Origin of the sequence: Pseudomonas sp. SWRI50 (genome assembly GCF_014269095.1) — a bacterium.
Classification (GTDB): domain Bacteria; phylum Pseudomonadota; class Gammaproteobacteria; order Pseudomonadales; family Pseudomonadaceae; genus Aquipseudomonas; species Aquipseudomonas kermanshahensis.
The window spans coordinates 1-16,111 of the sequence record NZ_JABWRW010000001.1 but is presented as its reverse complement, the minus strand read 5'-3'; the positions used below and the strand labels follow the sequence as shown (position 1 = coordinate 16,111).

Sequence of the window (16,111 nt, the reverse complement as noted above, 5' to 3'; positions counted from 1 at the left end):
TTCTGAAGCATTTGGTTTCAAGTTCAGAATCTTCTTACAGCTGATGGCCCTTTCGCGGGCAAGCCCACTCCCACAGGATCGGTGACTTGCTTCGCCCACAGGTCTTGCAACGGTCCTGTGGGAGCGGGCTTGCCCCGCGAAAGGGCCGGCACAGGCGACCCAAAAAGGTCAGGCCACCTCAGCCCCATCATCATCCGGCCAATGCGGCTCGTTGGCCCCAGGCGGGGTCAACGGCGGCAAGCCATAGGCCGCGCGTGCATCGTCGCAGCTCGGGTTGTGCACCCCACCCTCCCACGACGCATCGAACTCCCGGCAAGGGCTCGAGCGGTTAGCGTAGATGGTGCACGCCACCTCTTTGCCGATCTCGCCGGCAAGGCTGACACAGCGGCAAGGCTTGGCATCGGTGCCGATCATCGCGACCCGTGTAGGGTTGATCTGCACCACCAGGTCGTCAGGCACAATGCCCCCGGCAGACTGGCATTCGCCCCAGAAGAAGGACACACGGAAGTACCCGCAGCAGGCGCCGCAGTCAAGGCAAGGGTTATATTCGGACATGAGGCCACGGAGGGAAGGTTGTTGTTATCGGGGCTGGGCCCGCGGCGCCATTTTCATTCCAACCGGGGCCGGCTGGATAGAGGGGGAATGCAAAAAAAATTGCCACTGATCCGGCAAACTCCACAGTCAGAAAAATGGGCGAACAGCACAGCGGCTGCCCGCCTGCCCGGCCTAGCGCAGGGCCTTGTAAGTGTTGGCATCCCAGTGCTGCAGGCCCAAGCCTTCGCGAGGGTCATAACGGTCACTGCGCACCTGGCTGAAGCGCGTGCGGGTTTCGCCACAGTGCACCAGCCGGTCGTCTTTTTGGCCTTCGGTGATGACGGTATACGACTGGCTGCGCATGGCCTGGTAGTGCTCATCGGCGGCCGCCATAGCCAAGTGATGCTGCATCAGTTGGTTGTCATCCAGCGCCAGGCACTTGTCCAGTTCGGCACCCCAACGGGTCAGGCAGACTTCGGCGAAATGCCGCACGATTAACCCGGGTTCGACCAGCACCTTGCCGTCGCTCGCCCCGTCAGCCGAGGCATTACCCACCAAGGTGGCATGCCGGCCTGGCATTGGGTAGATGCACATGCGCGTGCCGGGGTCGACGGCAGGGATCACGCAGGCGAAGCCCTTGGAGCGTTCGTCACGCGAATAGAATCCGACATATTCGCGGACATTGCCCGCCAGGCTCACCCGCTCGGTTTGCACGTTGCCGACACCGGGCACGGGGTCGATGGCAAAGATGTTGACCGGAATATCCTTCAAGTCCGGATCCTCAGCCATCGCATTGGCCAGCATATGGCAACTGATGCCGCCACGGCTCCAACCCACTAGGTTGACCTGGGTGGGCAAGCGCGATTCGCGGAATATATTGATGATCTGTTCCTGCAGCGCCTGCGGGGTCGGGTGGCGATCGCCGTAGTCATAGGTCCGCCAGAACCAGGAAGCCGTGGCGGACGCATCCGGGATCGGCACGCCTGCGTCTTTCAGCCTTGTGTACGCATCCTCAGTGAGTTTGGTGCGCTGCCAATTGCTCTCACCCTTGATCACGTTCAGCACATGGTTCACGTTTTCTTCCCAACCACGGCCAAACAACTGACCACTCCAGTTAAAGTAGCCACCTGGTTCAACGAACAATTCGTCATCCTGAAGGTTGCCGCTACCTGGCCCGTCAACCGCAATCCAGTGGGCGAACTCGCGCCCCTGATCGTTGCTGGCCAATGTCGAGACCAGCTCGCCGTTCCAGAAATTGGGGTTGGCAGCATCGAAGCGGTGGGAACCAGTGCCGCAGAAATACGCTGTGAATACACTCATTTGGATACCTGAACAGGAAAATGAGTGCTGAAGGTAGTGGCGCGAATACTCGGCAGGCAGTCGGAAGGCCAGCCCAGCTGATATAACGAGGGGCCGCCACGCGGCCCCTCGCTGTTTACTTGCGGGTCAAACCATCCGCCCTGAACATCTGGCGGATGCCGCGAATCGCCTGGCGGATACGGTCCTGGTTCTCGATCAGGGCAAAGCGCACGTGATCGTCACCATAGTCACCAAAACCGATGCCCGGCGACACACACACCTTGGCCTCAGCCAACAGCTTCTTGGCAAACTCCAGCGACCCGAGGTGCGCATACTCCGGCGGAATCTTCGCCCACACGTACATCGAAGCCTTGGGGTTCTCGACCATCCAACCCAACTCGTGCAACCCCTTCACCAACAGGTTGCGGCGCTGGCGGTACTGCTCGGCGATATCGCGCACGCACTGTTGGTCGCCTTCCAGCGCGGCAATGGCTGCCACCTGCAAAGGCGTGAAGGTGCCGTAGTCGTGGTAGCTCTTGATACGCGCCAGGGCGTTGACCAGCTCGGGGTTGCCGACCATGAAGCCGATACGCCAGCCGGCCATGTTGTAGCTCTTGGACAGCGTGAAGAACTCCACCGCGATGTCCTTGGCCCCCGGCACCTGCATGATCGACGGGGCTTTCCAGCCGTCGTAGACGATGTCGGCGTACGCCAGGTCATGCACCACGAGCACGTCATACTGCTTGGCCAGGGCCACCACGCGCTCGAAGAAGTCCAGCTCCACGCACTGCGCGGTCGGGTTGGACGGGAAGCCGAGAATCATCATCTTCGGCTTGGGTATCGATTCGCGTATCGCCCGCTCGAGCTCATTGAAGAAGTCCACACCCGGCACCAGCGGCACCGAACGCACCTGGGCGCCGGCAATCACCGCACCGTAGATGTGGATCGGGTAGCTGGGGTTGGGCACCAGCACCGTGTCCCCCTGGTCGAGGGTGGCGAGCATCAGGTGAGCCAGGCCTTCCTTGGAACCGATGGTGACAATGGCTTCGCTTTCCGGGTCGATGTCGACCTCGTAGCGTTCCTTGTACCAGTTGGAAATGGCCCGGCGCAGGCGTGGGATGCCGCGGGAGGTGGAGTAGCCGTGCGTATCTTCACGCTGGGCGACCTGCACCAGCTTCTCGACGATGTGCGGCGGGGTCGCGCCATCGGGGTTGCCCATGCTCAGGTCGATAATGTCTTCGCCACGACGGCGGGCGGCCATCTTGAGCTCGGCGGTGATGTTGAAGACGTAAGGGGGGAGACGATCGATGCGCGCAAAGCGGCGCGGCGAACCTGGGTTGGCCATGGCTTCCTCTGAGTACGTAAGCGCCCGGAACCGTCCGAGCGACGTTGGCCGATGTGGCGGCCTGGATCAGAAGATAGTGCCGAAACAGGATATCTGTAAAGGGCAATTTCCTGTTTTATTAGAATTTTTCAGATGTATTTTTTGAAAATTAGAATTTTGTGTTTTCAGGGCCGGCCTCTTCGCGGGGAGAGCCCGCTCCCACAGGAATATACACAGGCATTGGGACTTGCCCAGAACACCCATAAAAAAACCCCGGCACATGGCCGGGGTTTTCGTGTAACAGGCAGCGGTATCAGCGTGCGTAGGTCATCAGCACGTCCGCAGCAGTCTGGCTGTCCACCGACATCATCACGCTCAGGGCAGTGACAGTGAGGATAGAGAAGCCAAACACCTTGCGGGCCCACTTGCTGTCGTCCTCGGCCTTGTAGCCACCCCAGGCCATGTACAGCCAGTACAGGCCCATGGCAGCTGCCACGGCCAGGTAGCTGAGGCCGGCGTAACCGCCGAGGGTGAGCATCAGGGTGGCGAGCACGAAGGCCAGCACGTACAGCACGATCTGCTTCTTGGCAGCAAGAATACCGCGTGCCACCGGCAGAACCGGAATGTTGGCAGCGCTGTAGTCCTTGAAGCGGAAGATGGCGATCGCGAAGCTGTGCGGCATCTGCCACAGGCTGAACATCACCAGCAGGGTCACTGCAGCCAGGTCGAAGCTGTTGCTGACGGCGCAGTAGCCGATCACCGGAGGCATGGCACCCGAAAGGCTGCCGACCAAGGTGCCGTGCACCGATTTACGCTTCAGCCAGAGGCTGTAGAAACCGACGTAGACGACGAAGCCGATCAGCGCACAGAACGCCGACAGTGGGTTGGCCTGGACATACAGCAGGCTGAAACCCGCCACCCCAAGCAGGGTGGCGTAAATCAGCGCGAGGGGCAGCGACATGCCGCCCTGGACCATGACGCGGTTCTTGGTACGTTCCATCTTGATGTCGATGTCGCGGTCGATGCAGTTGTTGAACACGCAACCGGACGCCACCACCAGGGAAGTACCTACCACCACCGCCAGGAACAGGGCGAAGTCTACATGGCCCTTCGCGGCAAGGAAGAATCCGCCTGCCACGGAAAGCACGTTACCGAAAATGATCCCCGGTTTGGTGATTTGGATAAAGTGCTTAACGGACATGCAGTCTTACCTCACTTGGCCATCATTTCGATGTGGATGTTGAACATGATCCACAGCGACAGGCCGACCAGCAGTGCAATTACCATGGTGGTAAACAGGAACGTCGACACGTTGGAACGCTGCTCTTTCGAGCGGTCCATGTGCAGGAAGTACACGAGGTGCACTACAACCTGAATGACAGCCATGGCGACCACGATCAGAACGGTCAGGTTCTTCGGCAGGCTTGGGTACATCACCAGGCCGAACGGGATAGCGGTCAGGATGATCGACAGTACAAAGCCGATCATGTAGGACTTCACGCTGCCGTGATTACCTTCGTGATGAGTGTCGTGTGCGTTAGCCATTACAGAACCCCCAGCAGGTAGACGACGGTGAATACGCAGATCCAGACCACGTCCAGGAAGTGCCAGAACAGGCTCAGGCAGCTCATGCGGGTCTTGGCAGTCGGGGTAATGCCCTTGGTGCTGATCTGATACATCAGGATTGCCATCCAGATCAGACCTGCAGTCACGTGCAGACCGTGGGTACCGACCAGCGCGAAGAACGCCGACAGGAAGCCACTGCGCTGCGGGCCGAAGCCCTCAGCGATCAGGTGATGGAACTCGTAGATTTCCATCGCGATGAAGCCGGCACCGAACAGGAAGGTCACGGCCAACCAGCCCAGTACACCTGCTTTCTTGCCATCGAACAGCTTCAGCATGGCGAAGCCGAAGGTGATCGAGGACAGCAGCAGGAAGGCAGTTTCAACAGCTACGAAGTCGAGCTGGAAAATGTCATGACCCGACGGGCCGCCGGCAAAACTGCCGGACAGCACCGCGTAGGTAGCGAAGAGCGACGCAAACAGGATGCAGTCGGTCATCAGGTACAGCCAGAAACCGAGTACGGTCATCTGGCCCGAGTCGTGGTGGTGATCGTCGTGCCCATGGTCGTGACCATGAGCAGCGCCGTGGATTACTTGACTGGACATTGATTACACCCGCTCAAACGATTCGACACGTGCGCCGGCAGGCAGAGCACCTGCTTTGGCCAGCGCTTTCATACGCTCGCCTTCGATGCGCGCCACTTCTTCGGCCGGAACCATGTAGCCCTGGTCGTCACGCGCAGCGTGGCGAACGAAGACAGCGATGGTTGCAACCAGGCTCGCGCCTACCAGCCACCAGATGTGCCAGATGAAGGCAAAGCCGAAGACGGTCAGGAACAGGCCCATGAACAAACCGGTAGCGGTGTTGCTCGGCATGTGGATGGCGTCGAACTTGGTTGCCGGCTTGTAAGCAGCGCCGATTTCCTTGGTTTCGTGCCATGCATCCAGGCCAACCTGCTCAGGCATGTGGGCGAAGTTGTAGAACGGAGGTGGCGACGAAGTCGACCATTCCAGCGTACGACCGCCCCATGGGTCGCCGGTCACGTCCAGGTTCTGGTTGCGGTCGCGGACCGAAACGTAGAGCTGGATCAGCTGGCAAGCGATACCGAACAGGATCAGCACGGCGCCGACCACGGCAACGTACAGGTAGGGTTCCCACAGTGGGTTGTCGGAGTGGTTCAGACGACGGGTCATGCCCATGAAGCCCAGGGCGTACAGCGGCATGAACGCAACGTAGAAGCCCGAGATCCAGAACCAGAAGGCAGCTTTGCCCCACTTCTCGTTCAGGGTGAAACCAAAGGCTTTCGGGAACCAGAAGGCGAAACCGGCGATGTAGCCGAATACCGCGCCACCGATGATCACGTTGTGGAAGTGAGCAATTACGAACAGGCTGTTGTGCAGAACGAAGTCAGCACCTGGAACGGCCAGCAGTACGCCAGTCATGCCACCGATGGAGAAGGTGATCATGAAGCCCAGGGTCCACAGCATCGGTGCGGTGAAACGCACACGGCCCTGGTACATGGTGAACAGCCAGTTGAACAGTTTCACACCGGTCGGAATGGAGATCAGCATCGTCGCCAGGCCGAAGAAGGTGTTGACGCTCGCGCCGGCACCCATGGTGAAGAAGTGGTGCAGCCATACGGCAAAGCCCAGGATGGCGATTGCGCCCGATGCGTAGATCATCGAGTGGTGGCCAAACAGACGCTTGCCAGAGAACGTCGAAGTCACTTCCGAGAACACGCCGAAGGCCGGCAGGATCAGGATGTAAACCTCAGGGTGACCCCACGCCCAGAACAGGTTGACGTACATCATCGGGTTCCCACCAAGCTCGTTGGTGAAAATGTGGAAGTCCAGATAACGGTCAACAGTCAGCAGTGCGAGTGCAGCAGTCAGGATCGGGAACGAAGCGACGATCAGCACGTTGGCCCAGGTGCAGGTCCAGGTGAAGATCGGCATGTCCATCAGTTTCATGCCAGGTGCGCGCATCTTCATCACGGTGACGAGGAAGTTCACACCGGTAAGCGTCGTACCTAGGCCCGATAGCTGTAGCGCCCAGATGTAGTAGTCGACACCCACGCCAGGGCTGTACTGAATACCCGCGAGCGGCGGATAGGCAACCCAACCGGTCTTGGCAAATTCGCCGACGCCCAGGGAGATGTTGACCAGCAGCACGCCTGCCAGCAGCAGGTAGAAGCTCAGGGAGTTCAGGAACGGGAAGGCAACGTCACGTGCACCGATCTGCAGAGGCAGGGCCAGGTTCATCAGGCCGGTGAAGAACGGCATCGCCATGAAGATGATCATGATCACACCGTGAGCGGTGAAGATCTGGTCATAGTGTTCAGGCGGCAGGTAGCCTTCGGATCCGCCAGTGGCTGCAGCCAGCTGGGTACGCATCATGATGGCGTCGGCAAAGCCGCGCAGCAGCATGATCATCGCGACGATGATGTACATCACCCCGATTTTCTTGTGGTCGACAGTCGTCAACCACTCGCTCCACAAGTAGGTCCACTTGCGGAAATAGGTGATAAGACCGACGACAGCGATACCGCCGAGCGCGATCATGGCAAGCGTCACCATGACTATCGGCTCGTGATAGGGTATCGCCTCCAGGCTTAATTTACCGAACATCTCTTACTCCTCTGCACCGGCAGCTGGTTGCATACTCGATTCCACACCCTTGGTAGTGGCCAGATCTTTGCTGCCTGCTTCTTCGTGGACCGGCTTGCCGCGGTTCATGCCTTCGTACTTGTCGACGATGGACTGGAACAGCTCTGCCGGGGCCTCGCTGTACAGCGCGACTGGGTTGTATTCGCTAGGTTTGGCCAGAGCTTCGTACTCGGCTTTGCCCAGTTTCAGCGGCGACTGCTTCACTTCGGCGACCCACTTGTCGAAGTCTTCCTGGGAAGTTGCAGTAGCCTTGAATTTCATGCCGGTGAAGCCAGCGCCGCTGTAGTTGGCGCTGATACCGTCGAATTCGCCGTTTTCGTTGGCGATCAGGTGCAGCTTGGTGGTCATGCCGGCCATGGCGTAGATCTGGCCGCCCAGGCCCGGGATGAAGAACGAGTTCATCACGGCGTCGGAGGTGACGCGGAAGTTGACCGGGGTATTAGCCGGGAAGTTGATCTTGTTGACCGTCGCGATGCCCTGCTCCGGGTAGATGAACAGCCACTTCCAGTCCAGTGCGACCACGTCGATCTGGATCGGCTTGACGTCGGAATCCAGCGGACGATACGGGTCCAGCTTGTGGGTGGACTTGTAGGTGACATAACCCAGGGCGATGATGATGATGATCGGGATGATCCACACCGCGGCCTCGATCTTGGTCGAGTGCGACCAGTCGGGGGTGTAGGTGGCCGCCTTGTTGGAAGCACGGTACTTCCAGGCGAACGCCACGGTCATGATGATGACCGGGATCACCACCAGCAGCATCAGGCCGGTAGCGATGAGGATGAGGTTCTTTTGCTCAATGCCGACCTGACCTTTCGGGTCGAGCAGGGTCCAGTTGCACCCACTGAGTAAAAGCATGCCTAAAAAGGGCAATATGCCAAACAGTCTGGGGTAACGCTTTTTACTCATCTCACGACCTCTAGATCAGCTTGCTTCAATGCAATTTGTGTTTTGGTAGCCAACACTTCGTCCTGCCAAGTGCGGCATTTCGCGCCCGTACTCGCTCCTGCCTGGGGTCCGACTGCAGGACCTTGGCTCAAGCGTGTTAGCGGTGCTTATGGTTTCGTAGGCAACAGGCCTGTACTTCAGACCAAGTCCATTTGGTGCGGGAAAACGCGGAGGGGTGTCCGCTCGGTATCGCCGCTGGGCGAAACTTGACGAAGTCAGCAAAAGGGAGCGCTGGGGCTTCCTTCAATCCTGCGACTCGCAAGCAGTGCCGAACGGAAATTGGGGGCGATTGTAGATAGGTCGCCAACCCTTGACTATGACTTATTGAGCAACAGTCTTTTACAGAATACGTAACAATGCGACCTGAAGAATCAACTTCGCGACAGTTTGTCGCACCCCGCCGGGTAGCCCTCAAAGCCGCATTCTACAAGGCTTTGTGATTGATCTGGATCAAGCGGGGAGCAACTTTCTGCGCATCTCACGCCGTGCAAAAGACCTCATGCAATTCGGGACTTTTGTCTAAGCCTGACGTCGGTTGCGGTAGATGCCCAGCGGAACCAGAATGGCCGTCAGGACAAATGCGACCAGCGCCCACTGCGCCAGCGACAGACCGAGGATCGGTGGGTACGGCGTGCTGCAGAAGCCATCGACCTGGAATGCCAGCGGCCACAGCTTGGCCAGGGGCAGGTCGTCGACGATCGGCTGCAGGGTATCGATGCCGCAACTGACCATGGGGTTGGCGAGTATATACACATGGTTGCCGGCCGCAACGATTCCCCCGATGGCGCTGAGTACCACCAAGCCTTCGAAGACCGTCAGGCTGCGCCGCCCGGGCATCGCGGCGGCGATGAAGGCAAACACGGCGATAAACAGCAAGGCATAGCGCTGCAGGATGCACAGCGGGCAAGGCGCCTCGCCCAATACCACTTGCATATAAAGGGCGCCGCCGATCAGCGACAGGCAGATCAGCCCCAGCAGCACCAGAAAGCGCCGTTCCCGATTCAGGCGCGAAGTTTGTTCGTTCATTGCCGGTTCCTTGGATGGAGAGTGGCCGCGTGGTCCGCCTGCCTGCGCGCGATTCTACACGCTGGGCAGGGCCTTTAGCGTGCCGAGGGGGCAACGTGATAGCACTGCGCAGGGCTATCCGAGATGGCTGAGACCGGCCATTGTGACGTCGGTTCAACGTCACACGGCAAAAAAGCGGCTACCCGGGTGCCGCGCAGGGGCAAGCCCCTCGACACCTGGGAGTGAAGGATACCGTGATTAAAGGAGGATTAAAGATGAAAGCTTGGCGGGCTGTTTCATCTCTCCTTTATATAAGCAGGTAGGCGCAGCCTGGTGATGCAAAGAGGCCGGTGATGGCTCAGAGCATCTTCTGAGATCACCGGCCTCTTCGCAGCACAAGGCTGCTCCTACAACAGCTAGGACTGCTGGGTGTTTACTCCAACGCTGCCGCTGGCCCGAAGAACTCGTAGCGGCTCTGCTGCTCCGGCACACCCAGGCCCTTCAGCTGGCGCTTGACCGCCGCCATGAAGGCTTTAGGCCCCAGGAAGTAGGCATCGACGTCACGTTCACGTGGCAGCCACTCGGCCAGCAGGTCTTCGTTCAGCAGGCCCACGGCATCGGCCGCAGCGCCGCCTTGCGGCTCGGCATAGCAGTAGAAGCGCTTGAGCTGTGGATGACGCTCGGCCAGGCCGTCGACCCACTCACGGAAGGCATGCACGGCGCCGTTACGCGCACAGTGGATGAAATGCACTTCACGCGGGGTCTGCAGTGCCGCCTGCAACATCGCCAGGGTCGGGGTGATCCCCACACCGCCACTGATCAGCACCAGCGGCTTGTCGCTGGCGGCCAGGGTAAAGTCGCCTGCCGGTGGGAACAGCTGCAGGGTCTTGCCCACCACCAGTTCATCGTGCAGGTAGTTGGACACCTTGCCACCGGCTTCGCGTTTGACGCTGATGCGGTATTCAGTGCCGTCGCACAGGGCCGACAGCGAGTAGTTGCGACGCTGCTCGGCGCCGTCGATGAACAACTGCAGGCCGATGTACTGCCCTGGCTCGGCCTTGAGCACTGGCTTGCCGTCCACCGGGGCGAAGTAGAACGAGACGATCTCGCTGCTTTCCTGCTCGCGGCGTACCAGGCGGAACTCGCGGGTACCACGCCATCCGCCGGCGGCTTGCTCCTTCTCTTTATAGAGGCTTTCTTCAGCGCCGATGAGGATGTCGGCCAGTTGACCATACGCCGCGCCCCAGGCCGCGATCACCTCTGGTGTGGCGATGTCCTTGCCAAGCACTTCTTCAATGGCGCGCAGCAGGCAGCTGCCCACAATCGGGTAGTGCTCCGGCAGAATCTGCAAGGCAACGTGCTTGTTGATGATCTGGCCGACCAGGCCGCCGAGTTGTTCGAGCTGGTCGATATGGCGGGCATACATCAAGACGCCGTTGGCCAACGCACGTGGCTGGTCGCCGCTGGCCTGGTGGGCCTGGTTGAACAGCGGACGCACTTGCGGGTACTCGTTGAGCATCATCTTGTAGAAGTGAGTGGTCAGCGCTTCGCCGCCGCTTTCCAGCAGGGGGACAGTGGCTTTGACGATTGCACGTTGTTCGGCAGTGAGCATTGCAACGACTCCTGAGCCTATGGCTTCGAATGATTGCCTTGGGTATTTCACCATTCGTGCCAACTTTTATACCCAGCAAAATCAGGGCGTTGACGCGCGTCATGTCAAAACGACTCGCTCGGGCGTATAGTCATAATGACCAAAAGGAGTCCCTATGACTGCAAAGCCACTGCTCACCGCCCTCCTCCCCCTGGTCAGCGACTTGTCCCGCGACCTCAGCGATCAGGAACGCTACCGCCGCTTGCTTCAGGCCATGCGCGGGCTGTTGCCGTGCGACGCCGCCGCACTGCTGCGCTTGGACGGTGAGTGGCTGGTGCCGCTGGCAGTGGACGGCCTGAGTGCCGATACCTTGGGCCGACGCTTTCGGGTCAGCGAACACCCGCGCTTCCAGATCCTCCTCAGCCGCCCACACCCCACCCGCTTTGCCAGCGACTCGGACCTGCCTGACCCCTACGACGGCCTGGTCAACGCCCCGGATGCCACGCTTGAAGTGCATGACTGCATGGGCTGCCCGTTGATGGTCGATGAGCGCCCTTGGGGCCTGCTGACCCTGGACGCGCTGACCCCCGGGCAGTTCCAGAGCCTTGAGCTGGATGCGCTGCAGGCTTTCGCCAGCCTGGCTGCCGCCACGGTAACCGTGGCCGAGCGTATCGAGCACCTGGCCCTGCGCGCAGAGGACGAACACCATCGCGCCGAGATCTACCGCCAGGCCAGTGCCCAGGACAAGGAGCTGATTGGCCAGAGCGCGGCACACAAGCGGCTGGTGGAAGAGATACGCCTGGTCGGCGGCAGCGAGTTGACCGTGCTGATCACCGGCGAGACCGGCGTTGGCAAAGAGCTGGTGGCCCAAGCCCTGCACCAGGCCAGCAACCGTGCTGACAAACCGCTGGTCAGCCTCAACTGCGCGGCCTTGCCCGATACCCTGGTGGAAAGCGAGCTGTTTGGCCACGTGCGCGGCGCCTTTACCGGCGCCCACGGCGAACGCCTCGGCAAGTTCGAGCTGGCCAATGGTGGCACGCTGTTTCTTGATGAGGTCGGCGAGTTGCCATTAACCGTGCAGGCCAAGCTGCTGCGTGTGCTGCAAAGTGGCCAGTTGCAACGCCTGGGGTCGGACCGCGAACACCGGGTCGACGTCCGCCTGATCGCAGCCACCAACCGCGACCTGGCTGCAGAAGTGCGCAATGGCAACTTCCGCGCCGACTTCTACCATCGCCTGAGCGTGTACCCGTTGCACGTTCCGCCGCTGCGTGAACGTGGGCGCGATGTGCTGCTATTGGCGGGGTACTTCCTCGAACAGAACCGTTCGCGCCTGGGCCTGAACAGCCTGCGCCTGAGCAGCGACGCCCAAGCTGCACTGCTGGCCTATGACTGGCCGGGCAACGTGCGCGAGCTCGAACACCTGATCGGCCGCTCGACGCTCAAGGCGCTCGGCCAGCACCCGGAACGGCCGCGCATCCTCACCCTTGAGGCCATCGACCTTGACCTGCGCGCCGCTGCGCCATCGGGCCAGTTGCCCTCCCCCTCACCCCTGCTGGAGGCGCCTCTGCCCGATGGCGGATTGCGTGAAGCCGTCGACCTTTATCAACGCCAAGTGATCGAAAACTGCCTGCAAAGGCATGCGGATAACTGGGCCGCCGCCGCGCGCGAACTCGGCCTGGACCGCGCCAACCTCAGTCGGCTGGCGCGTCGGCTGGGGCTTCGCTGAGGCATACCTACAAAAGGATTAACCCAGAAAGCCATCTGGTTGCTTCTCGCTGGGCTGCTATATCTCCCTAACCACCGGTATCACGGCCGTCATGGTCGAGGCTGAGCGCAACACGTTGCATTGACGTTGCGCCGGCCCTGGTTCGCTGAAGTCGAGCCAGTGTAGCCGCACACCAGCAGGGAGCATCCATGGACAACATCGTCGTCGCCGATAAGCAATCCGCAGTCGCCACCCAGAGTGCCTGGGGCAATATCAGTCTCAACGGGCCAGGCGTCGTGCAGATGCCGGTTTCCCCCGATAAAGTGGCAACTGTCACCCAGCGCGGACAAGACCTGATCGTCACCCTGAAGTCGGGCGAGAAGGTCACTATCGGCAACTTCTTCGCCGTGGATCAGGCCGGCGTCGGCAGCGACATCGTCTTCGTCGGTGAGGACGGCACCCTGTGGCATGCAAACTACGATGCGGTGGCTTTCACGGGCTTTACGTTCGACGAAGTGGCCTCGCTGGATGAACTGGTCGCGGGTATCGGTGTGGCGGGCAGCGCGATGCCAACCTGGGCCATTGCCGGGCTCAGCCTGCTGGGTATTGGCGGCGCGGCGGCGGCGGCCGACAACAGCAGCGGTGGCAGCAGTGGTGGCTCGGACCCAGGCGACACCACAGCGCCGGCCACGCCGATCGACCTGCTGGTGTCCCCTGATGGCCTGCGCCTGACGGGCCGCGGCGAAGCCGGCAGCACGGTAAATATTCGCGACGGCGCGGGCAACCTGATCGGCAGCGGCACGGTCGGTGCCGATGGCAGCTTCAACGTTGCGTTGAATCCCCCGCAGATCAACAGCGAAAACCTTGAAGTCACCCTGACCGATGGTGCGGGCAATGTCTCGGCCCCCGGCAGCGTCACCGCCCCGGATGCAACGGCACCGCTGGCACCGACCGATCTTGCCATCAACGAACAGGGCACCACCCTCACCGGCCGCGCCGAACCCGGCTCGACGGTGGCGGTGCGAGGTGCGGGTGGCGTATTGCTGGGCAGCGCGGTGGCGGGTGCTGACGGGCAGTTCAGCATCAATTTGCAGCCACCGCAGACCGATGGCCAGGCATTGGAAGTGACCGCACAGGACGCAGCCGGCAATACATCGCCGGCTGCTGGCATTACGGCCCCGGATGTTGAAACGCCTCCTGATACAACAGCGCCGGATGCACCTGTGGACCTGGTAGTCGGCCTTGCTGGCCACCAGCTGACTGGCCGTGGCGAAGCGGGTACCACCGTGCAGGTGCGGGATGCCGCCGGCAATGTGCTGGCGACTGGCACTGTGGGTGCAGATGGCACGTTCCTGCTGACACTGGACCCTGCCGTGATCGATGGCAGCACCCTGCAGGTGACCCTGACCGATGCGGCGGGCAACGTTTCGCAGCCAGGTTCGGTCACCTCCCAAGACCTGCTGCCACCAGCACAACCGACTGACCTGGCCTTGGCTGAAGGCGTGACCCTTACTGGTCGCGGTGAACCAGGCGCCACCGTGCAAGTGCGGGACGCTGCGGGCACTGTGATAGGCACCGGAGTGGTGGGTGCTGATGGCTTATTCAGCGTATCCCTGTCCCCGGCTCAAGCGAATGGCGAAGCGCTGGACATCCGTCTGGTGGACGCTGCTGGCAACAGCTCCGCACCACTGCAGTTCGATGCGCCGGACATTACTCCGCCTGATGCCGTCAGCAACATCGTGGTCGGCGCCGGTGGCCTGGTCCTGAGCGGGCGCGGCGAAGCCGGGGCCATCGTTGAAGTGCGCGATGCCAACGGCAATGTGATTGGCACCGGCACTGTATTGGCCAATGGCACGTTCCTGATCGACCTTGATCCGGCTGTGCAATCTGGCGAACACCTGAGCTTGGTGCAGACCGACGCAAGCGGCAACGCTTCTGCCGTCCTCGAATACGACGTACCACTGACCACCGCCCCGGCCAGCCCAAGCGACCTGGCCATCGATGCCGATGGCACCACCCTGACCGGTTCCGCGCCGGCCGGTAGCCGCGTAGAAGTGCATGATGCCAATGGCACGCTGATCGGCAGCGCCATTGCCGGCGCCGATGGCACCTTCACCCTTGAACTCACGCCACCACAAGCCAACGGCGAACTGCTCGATGTCGTCGCCATCGATGACACCGGCCTGTCTTCTCTGCCCGCACAGATCACCGCGCCGGACATCACTGCACCAGCCGCACCTACCGAGTTGGCCGTCAGCGCCAACGGCACCGTCGTTACCGGCCGCGCCGAACCAGGCAGCACCGTTCGTATTCTCGCCGCGGATGGCACCGAACTGGGCAGCGCACTGGTCGGCCCGACCGGCGTGTTCAGCATCAACCTCGATCCGCCTCAGGTCGATGGTGAGCTACTGCAGGCCACCGCGACTGACGCTGCCGGCAATACCTCGGTTGCCAGCTCCGTTACCGCACCGGATATCGACGGCGGCGATACCACACCGCCTGACGCGCCTGTTGATTTGGTAATCGGCCTCGCTGGCCACCAACTGACTGGCCGTGGCGAAGCGGGGACTACGGTTCAGGTGCGAGATGCCGACGGCAATGTGCTGGCGACTGGCACCGTGGGTGCAGATGGCACCTTCCTGCTGACGCTGGACCCGGCTGTAGTCGACGGCAGCACCCTGCAAGTGACGCTGACCGATGCTGCTGGCAACGTTTCGCAGCCAGGCTCAGTGACGTCGCAAGACCTGCTGCCACCAGCACAACCGACTGATTTGGCCCTGGCTGAAGGCGTGACCCTCACCGGTCGCGGCGAACCAGGTGCCACGGTTCAAGTGCGCGACGCCGCCGGCACTGTGATAGGTACCGGGCAGGTCAACGCAGATGGCACTTTCAGCCTGACGCTCAGCCCTGCTCAAGCGAATGGCGAGGCACTGGATATTCGTCTGGTGGACGCCGCTGGTAACAGCTCGACCCCGCTACAATTCGATGCGCCGGATATCACTCCGCCTGATGCCGTCAGCAACATCGTGGTCGGCGCTGGTGGTCTGGTATTGAGCGGTCGCGGCGAAGCCGGGGCCACTGTGGAAGTGCGCGATGCCAACGGCAATGTGATTGGCACCGGCACTGTATTGGCCAACGGCACGTTCTTGATCGACCTCGATCCAGCTGCCCAACCAGGCGAACACCTGAGCCTGGTGCAGACCGACCCGAGCGGCAACGCTTCCGTTGCCCTTGAATACGACGTACCAACGACTACAGCTCCCGCCAGCCCAAGCGACCTGGCCATCGATGCCGATGGCACCACCCTCACCGGTACCGCACCAGCGGGCAGCCGCGTAGAAGTGCATGATGCCAATGGCACGCTCATCGGCAGCGCCATTGCCGGCGCCGATGGCACCTTCACCCTTGAACTCACGCCACCACAAGCCAACGGCGAACTGCTCGATGTCGTCGCCATCGATGACACCGGCCTGTCT

The 16,111-nt window shown here is 61.2% G+C and carries 12 protein-coding genes; 2 read left to right on the top strand and 10 right to left on the bottom strand.

Features of this window, described 5'->3' with window-relative positions; translation table 11 throughout:
- Window positions 1-168: 168 nt before the first annotated feature.
- From HU750_RS00060 to hmpA, 10 genes are all read right to left on the bottom strand, one after another.
- The gene (locus HU750_RS00060; protein ID WP_099452947.1) at window positions 169-555 is read right to left on the bottom strand and encodes a YkgJ family cysteine cluster protein; all 387 of its coding nucleotides are present in this window, start codon (window positions 553-555) and stop codon (window positions 169-171) included.
- Between the two features lie 171 nt (window positions 556-726).
- A complete protein-coding gene (locus HU750_RS00055) occupies window positions 727-1,854 on the bottom strand; it encodes a hypothetical protein (protein WP_186675498.1) in 1,128 nt (375 codons plus the stop codon).
- A gap of 115 nt (window positions 1,855-1,969) precedes the next feature.
- Complete coding sequence (alaC, locus tag HU750_RS00050) at window positions 1,970-3,178, bottom strand: alanine transaminase (protein WP_186675496.1); 1,209 nt, start codon at window positions 3,176-3,178, stop codon at window positions 1,970-1,972.
- A 292-nt stretch (window positions 3,179-3,470) separates the two neighbouring features.
- Window positions 3,471-4,358 (bottom strand): heme o synthase, encoded by an 888-nt coding sequence (gene cyoE / locus HU750_RS00045; protein WP_027595508.1) that lies wholly within the window; start codon window positions 4,356-4,358, stop codon window positions 3,471-3,473.
- An 11-nt stretch (window positions 4,359-4,369) separates the two neighbouring features.
- A complete protein-coding gene (gene cyoD, locus HU750_RS00040) occupies window positions 4,370-4,702 on the bottom strand; it encodes a cytochrome o ubiquinol oxidase subunit IV (RefSeq protein ID WP_027595507.1) in 333 nt (110 codons plus the stop codon).
- A complete protein-coding gene (gene cyoC, locus HU750_RS00035; RefSeq protein ID WP_027595506.1) occupies window positions 4,702-5,325 on the bottom strand; it encodes a cytochrome o ubiquinol oxidase subunit III in 624 nt (207 codons plus the stop codon). Before cyoC ends, cyoD begins: the two co-directional genes overlap by 1 nt.
- 3 nt (window positions 5,326-5,328) lie before the next feature.
- Window positions 5,329-7,347, bottom strand: coding sequence for a cytochrome o ubiquinol oxidase subunit I (gene cyoB, locus HU750_RS00030; protein ID WP_027595505.1), 2,019 nt, complete (start codon window positions 7,345-7,347; stop codon window positions 5,329-5,331).
- Window positions 7,348-7,350: 3 nt separating this feature from the next.
- Window positions 7,351-8,295, bottom strand: coding sequence for a ubiquinol oxidase subunit II (gene cyoA, locus HU750_RS00025; RefSeq protein WP_027595504.1), 945 nt, complete (start codon window positions 8,293-8,295; stop codon window positions 7,351-7,353).
- Window positions 8,296-8,853: 558 nt separating this feature from the next.
- Complete coding sequence (locus tag HU750_RS00020) at window positions 8,854-9,360, bottom strand: disulfide bond formation protein B (RefSeq protein WP_027595503.1); 507 nt, start codon at window positions 9,358-9,360, stop codon at window positions 8,854-8,856.
- Between the two features lie 412 nt (window positions 9,361-9,772).
- Window positions 9,773-10,951, bottom strand: coding sequence for an NO-inducible flavohemoprotein (hmpA, locus tag HU750_RS00015; protein WP_186675494.1), 1,179 nt, complete (start codon window positions 10,949-10,951; stop codon window positions 9,773-9,775).
- A 154-nt stretch (window positions 10,952-11,105) separates the two neighbouring features.
- Here hmpA and norR point away from each other — a divergent pair, with 154 nt between their 5' ends.
- Window positions 11,106-12,656, top strand: a complete 1,551-nt coding sequence (gene norR / locus HU750_RS00010; RefSeq protein ID WP_186675479.1) for a nitric oxide reductase transcriptional regulator NorR — start codon at window positions 11,106-11,108, stop codon at window positions 12,654-12,656.
- Window positions 12,657-12,844: 188 nt separating this feature from the next.
- Window positions 12,845-16,111 (top strand): Ig-like domain-containing protein (locus HU750_RS00005; RefSeq protein ID WP_186675475.1); only part of this gene is annotated, 3,267 nt, incomplete at its 3' end.

Coding starts and splice junctions, on each gene's coding strand:
- HU750_RS00055 (WP_186675498.1), bottom strand. CDS start 1,854: ATGAGTGTATTCACAGCGTATTTCTGCGGCACTGGTTCCCACCGCTTC.
- cyoD (WP_027595507.1), bottom strand. CDS start 4,702: ATGGCTAACGCACACGACACTCATCACGAAGGTAATCACGGCAGCGTG.
- cyoB (WP_027595505.1), bottom strand. CDS start 7,347: ATGTTCGGTAAATTAAGCCTGGAGGCGATACCCTATCACGAGCCGATA.
- HU750_RS00020 (WP_027595503.1), bottom strand. CDS start 9,360: ATGAACGAACAAACTTCGCGCCTGAATCGGGAACGGCGCTTTCTGGTG.
- cyoC (WP_027595506.1), bottom strand. CDS start 5,325: ATGTCCAGTCAAGTAATCCACGGCGCTGCTCATGGTCACGACCATGGG.
- cyoA (WP_027595504.1), bottom strand. CDS start 8,295: ATGAGTAAAAAGCGTTACCCCAGACTGTTTGGCATATTGCCCTTTTTA.
- cyoE (WP_027595508.1), bottom strand. CDS start 4,358: ATGTCCGTTAAGCACTTTATCCAAATCACCAAACCGGGGATCATTTTC.
- norR (WP_186675479.1), top strand. CDS start 11,106: ATGACTGCAAAGCCACTGCTCACCGCCCTCCTCCCCCTGGTCAGCGAC.
- alaC (WP_186675496.1), bottom strand. CDS start 3,178: ATGGCCAACCCAGGTTCGCCGCGCCGCTTTGCGCGCATCGATCGTCTC.
- hmpA (WP_186675494.1), bottom strand. CDS start 10,951: ATGCTCACTGCCGAACAACGTGCAATCGTCAAAGCCACTGTCCCCCTG.
- HU750_RS00060 (WP_099452947.1), bottom strand. CDS start 555: ATGTCCGAATATAACCCTTGCCTTGACTGCGGCGCCTGCTGCGGGTAC.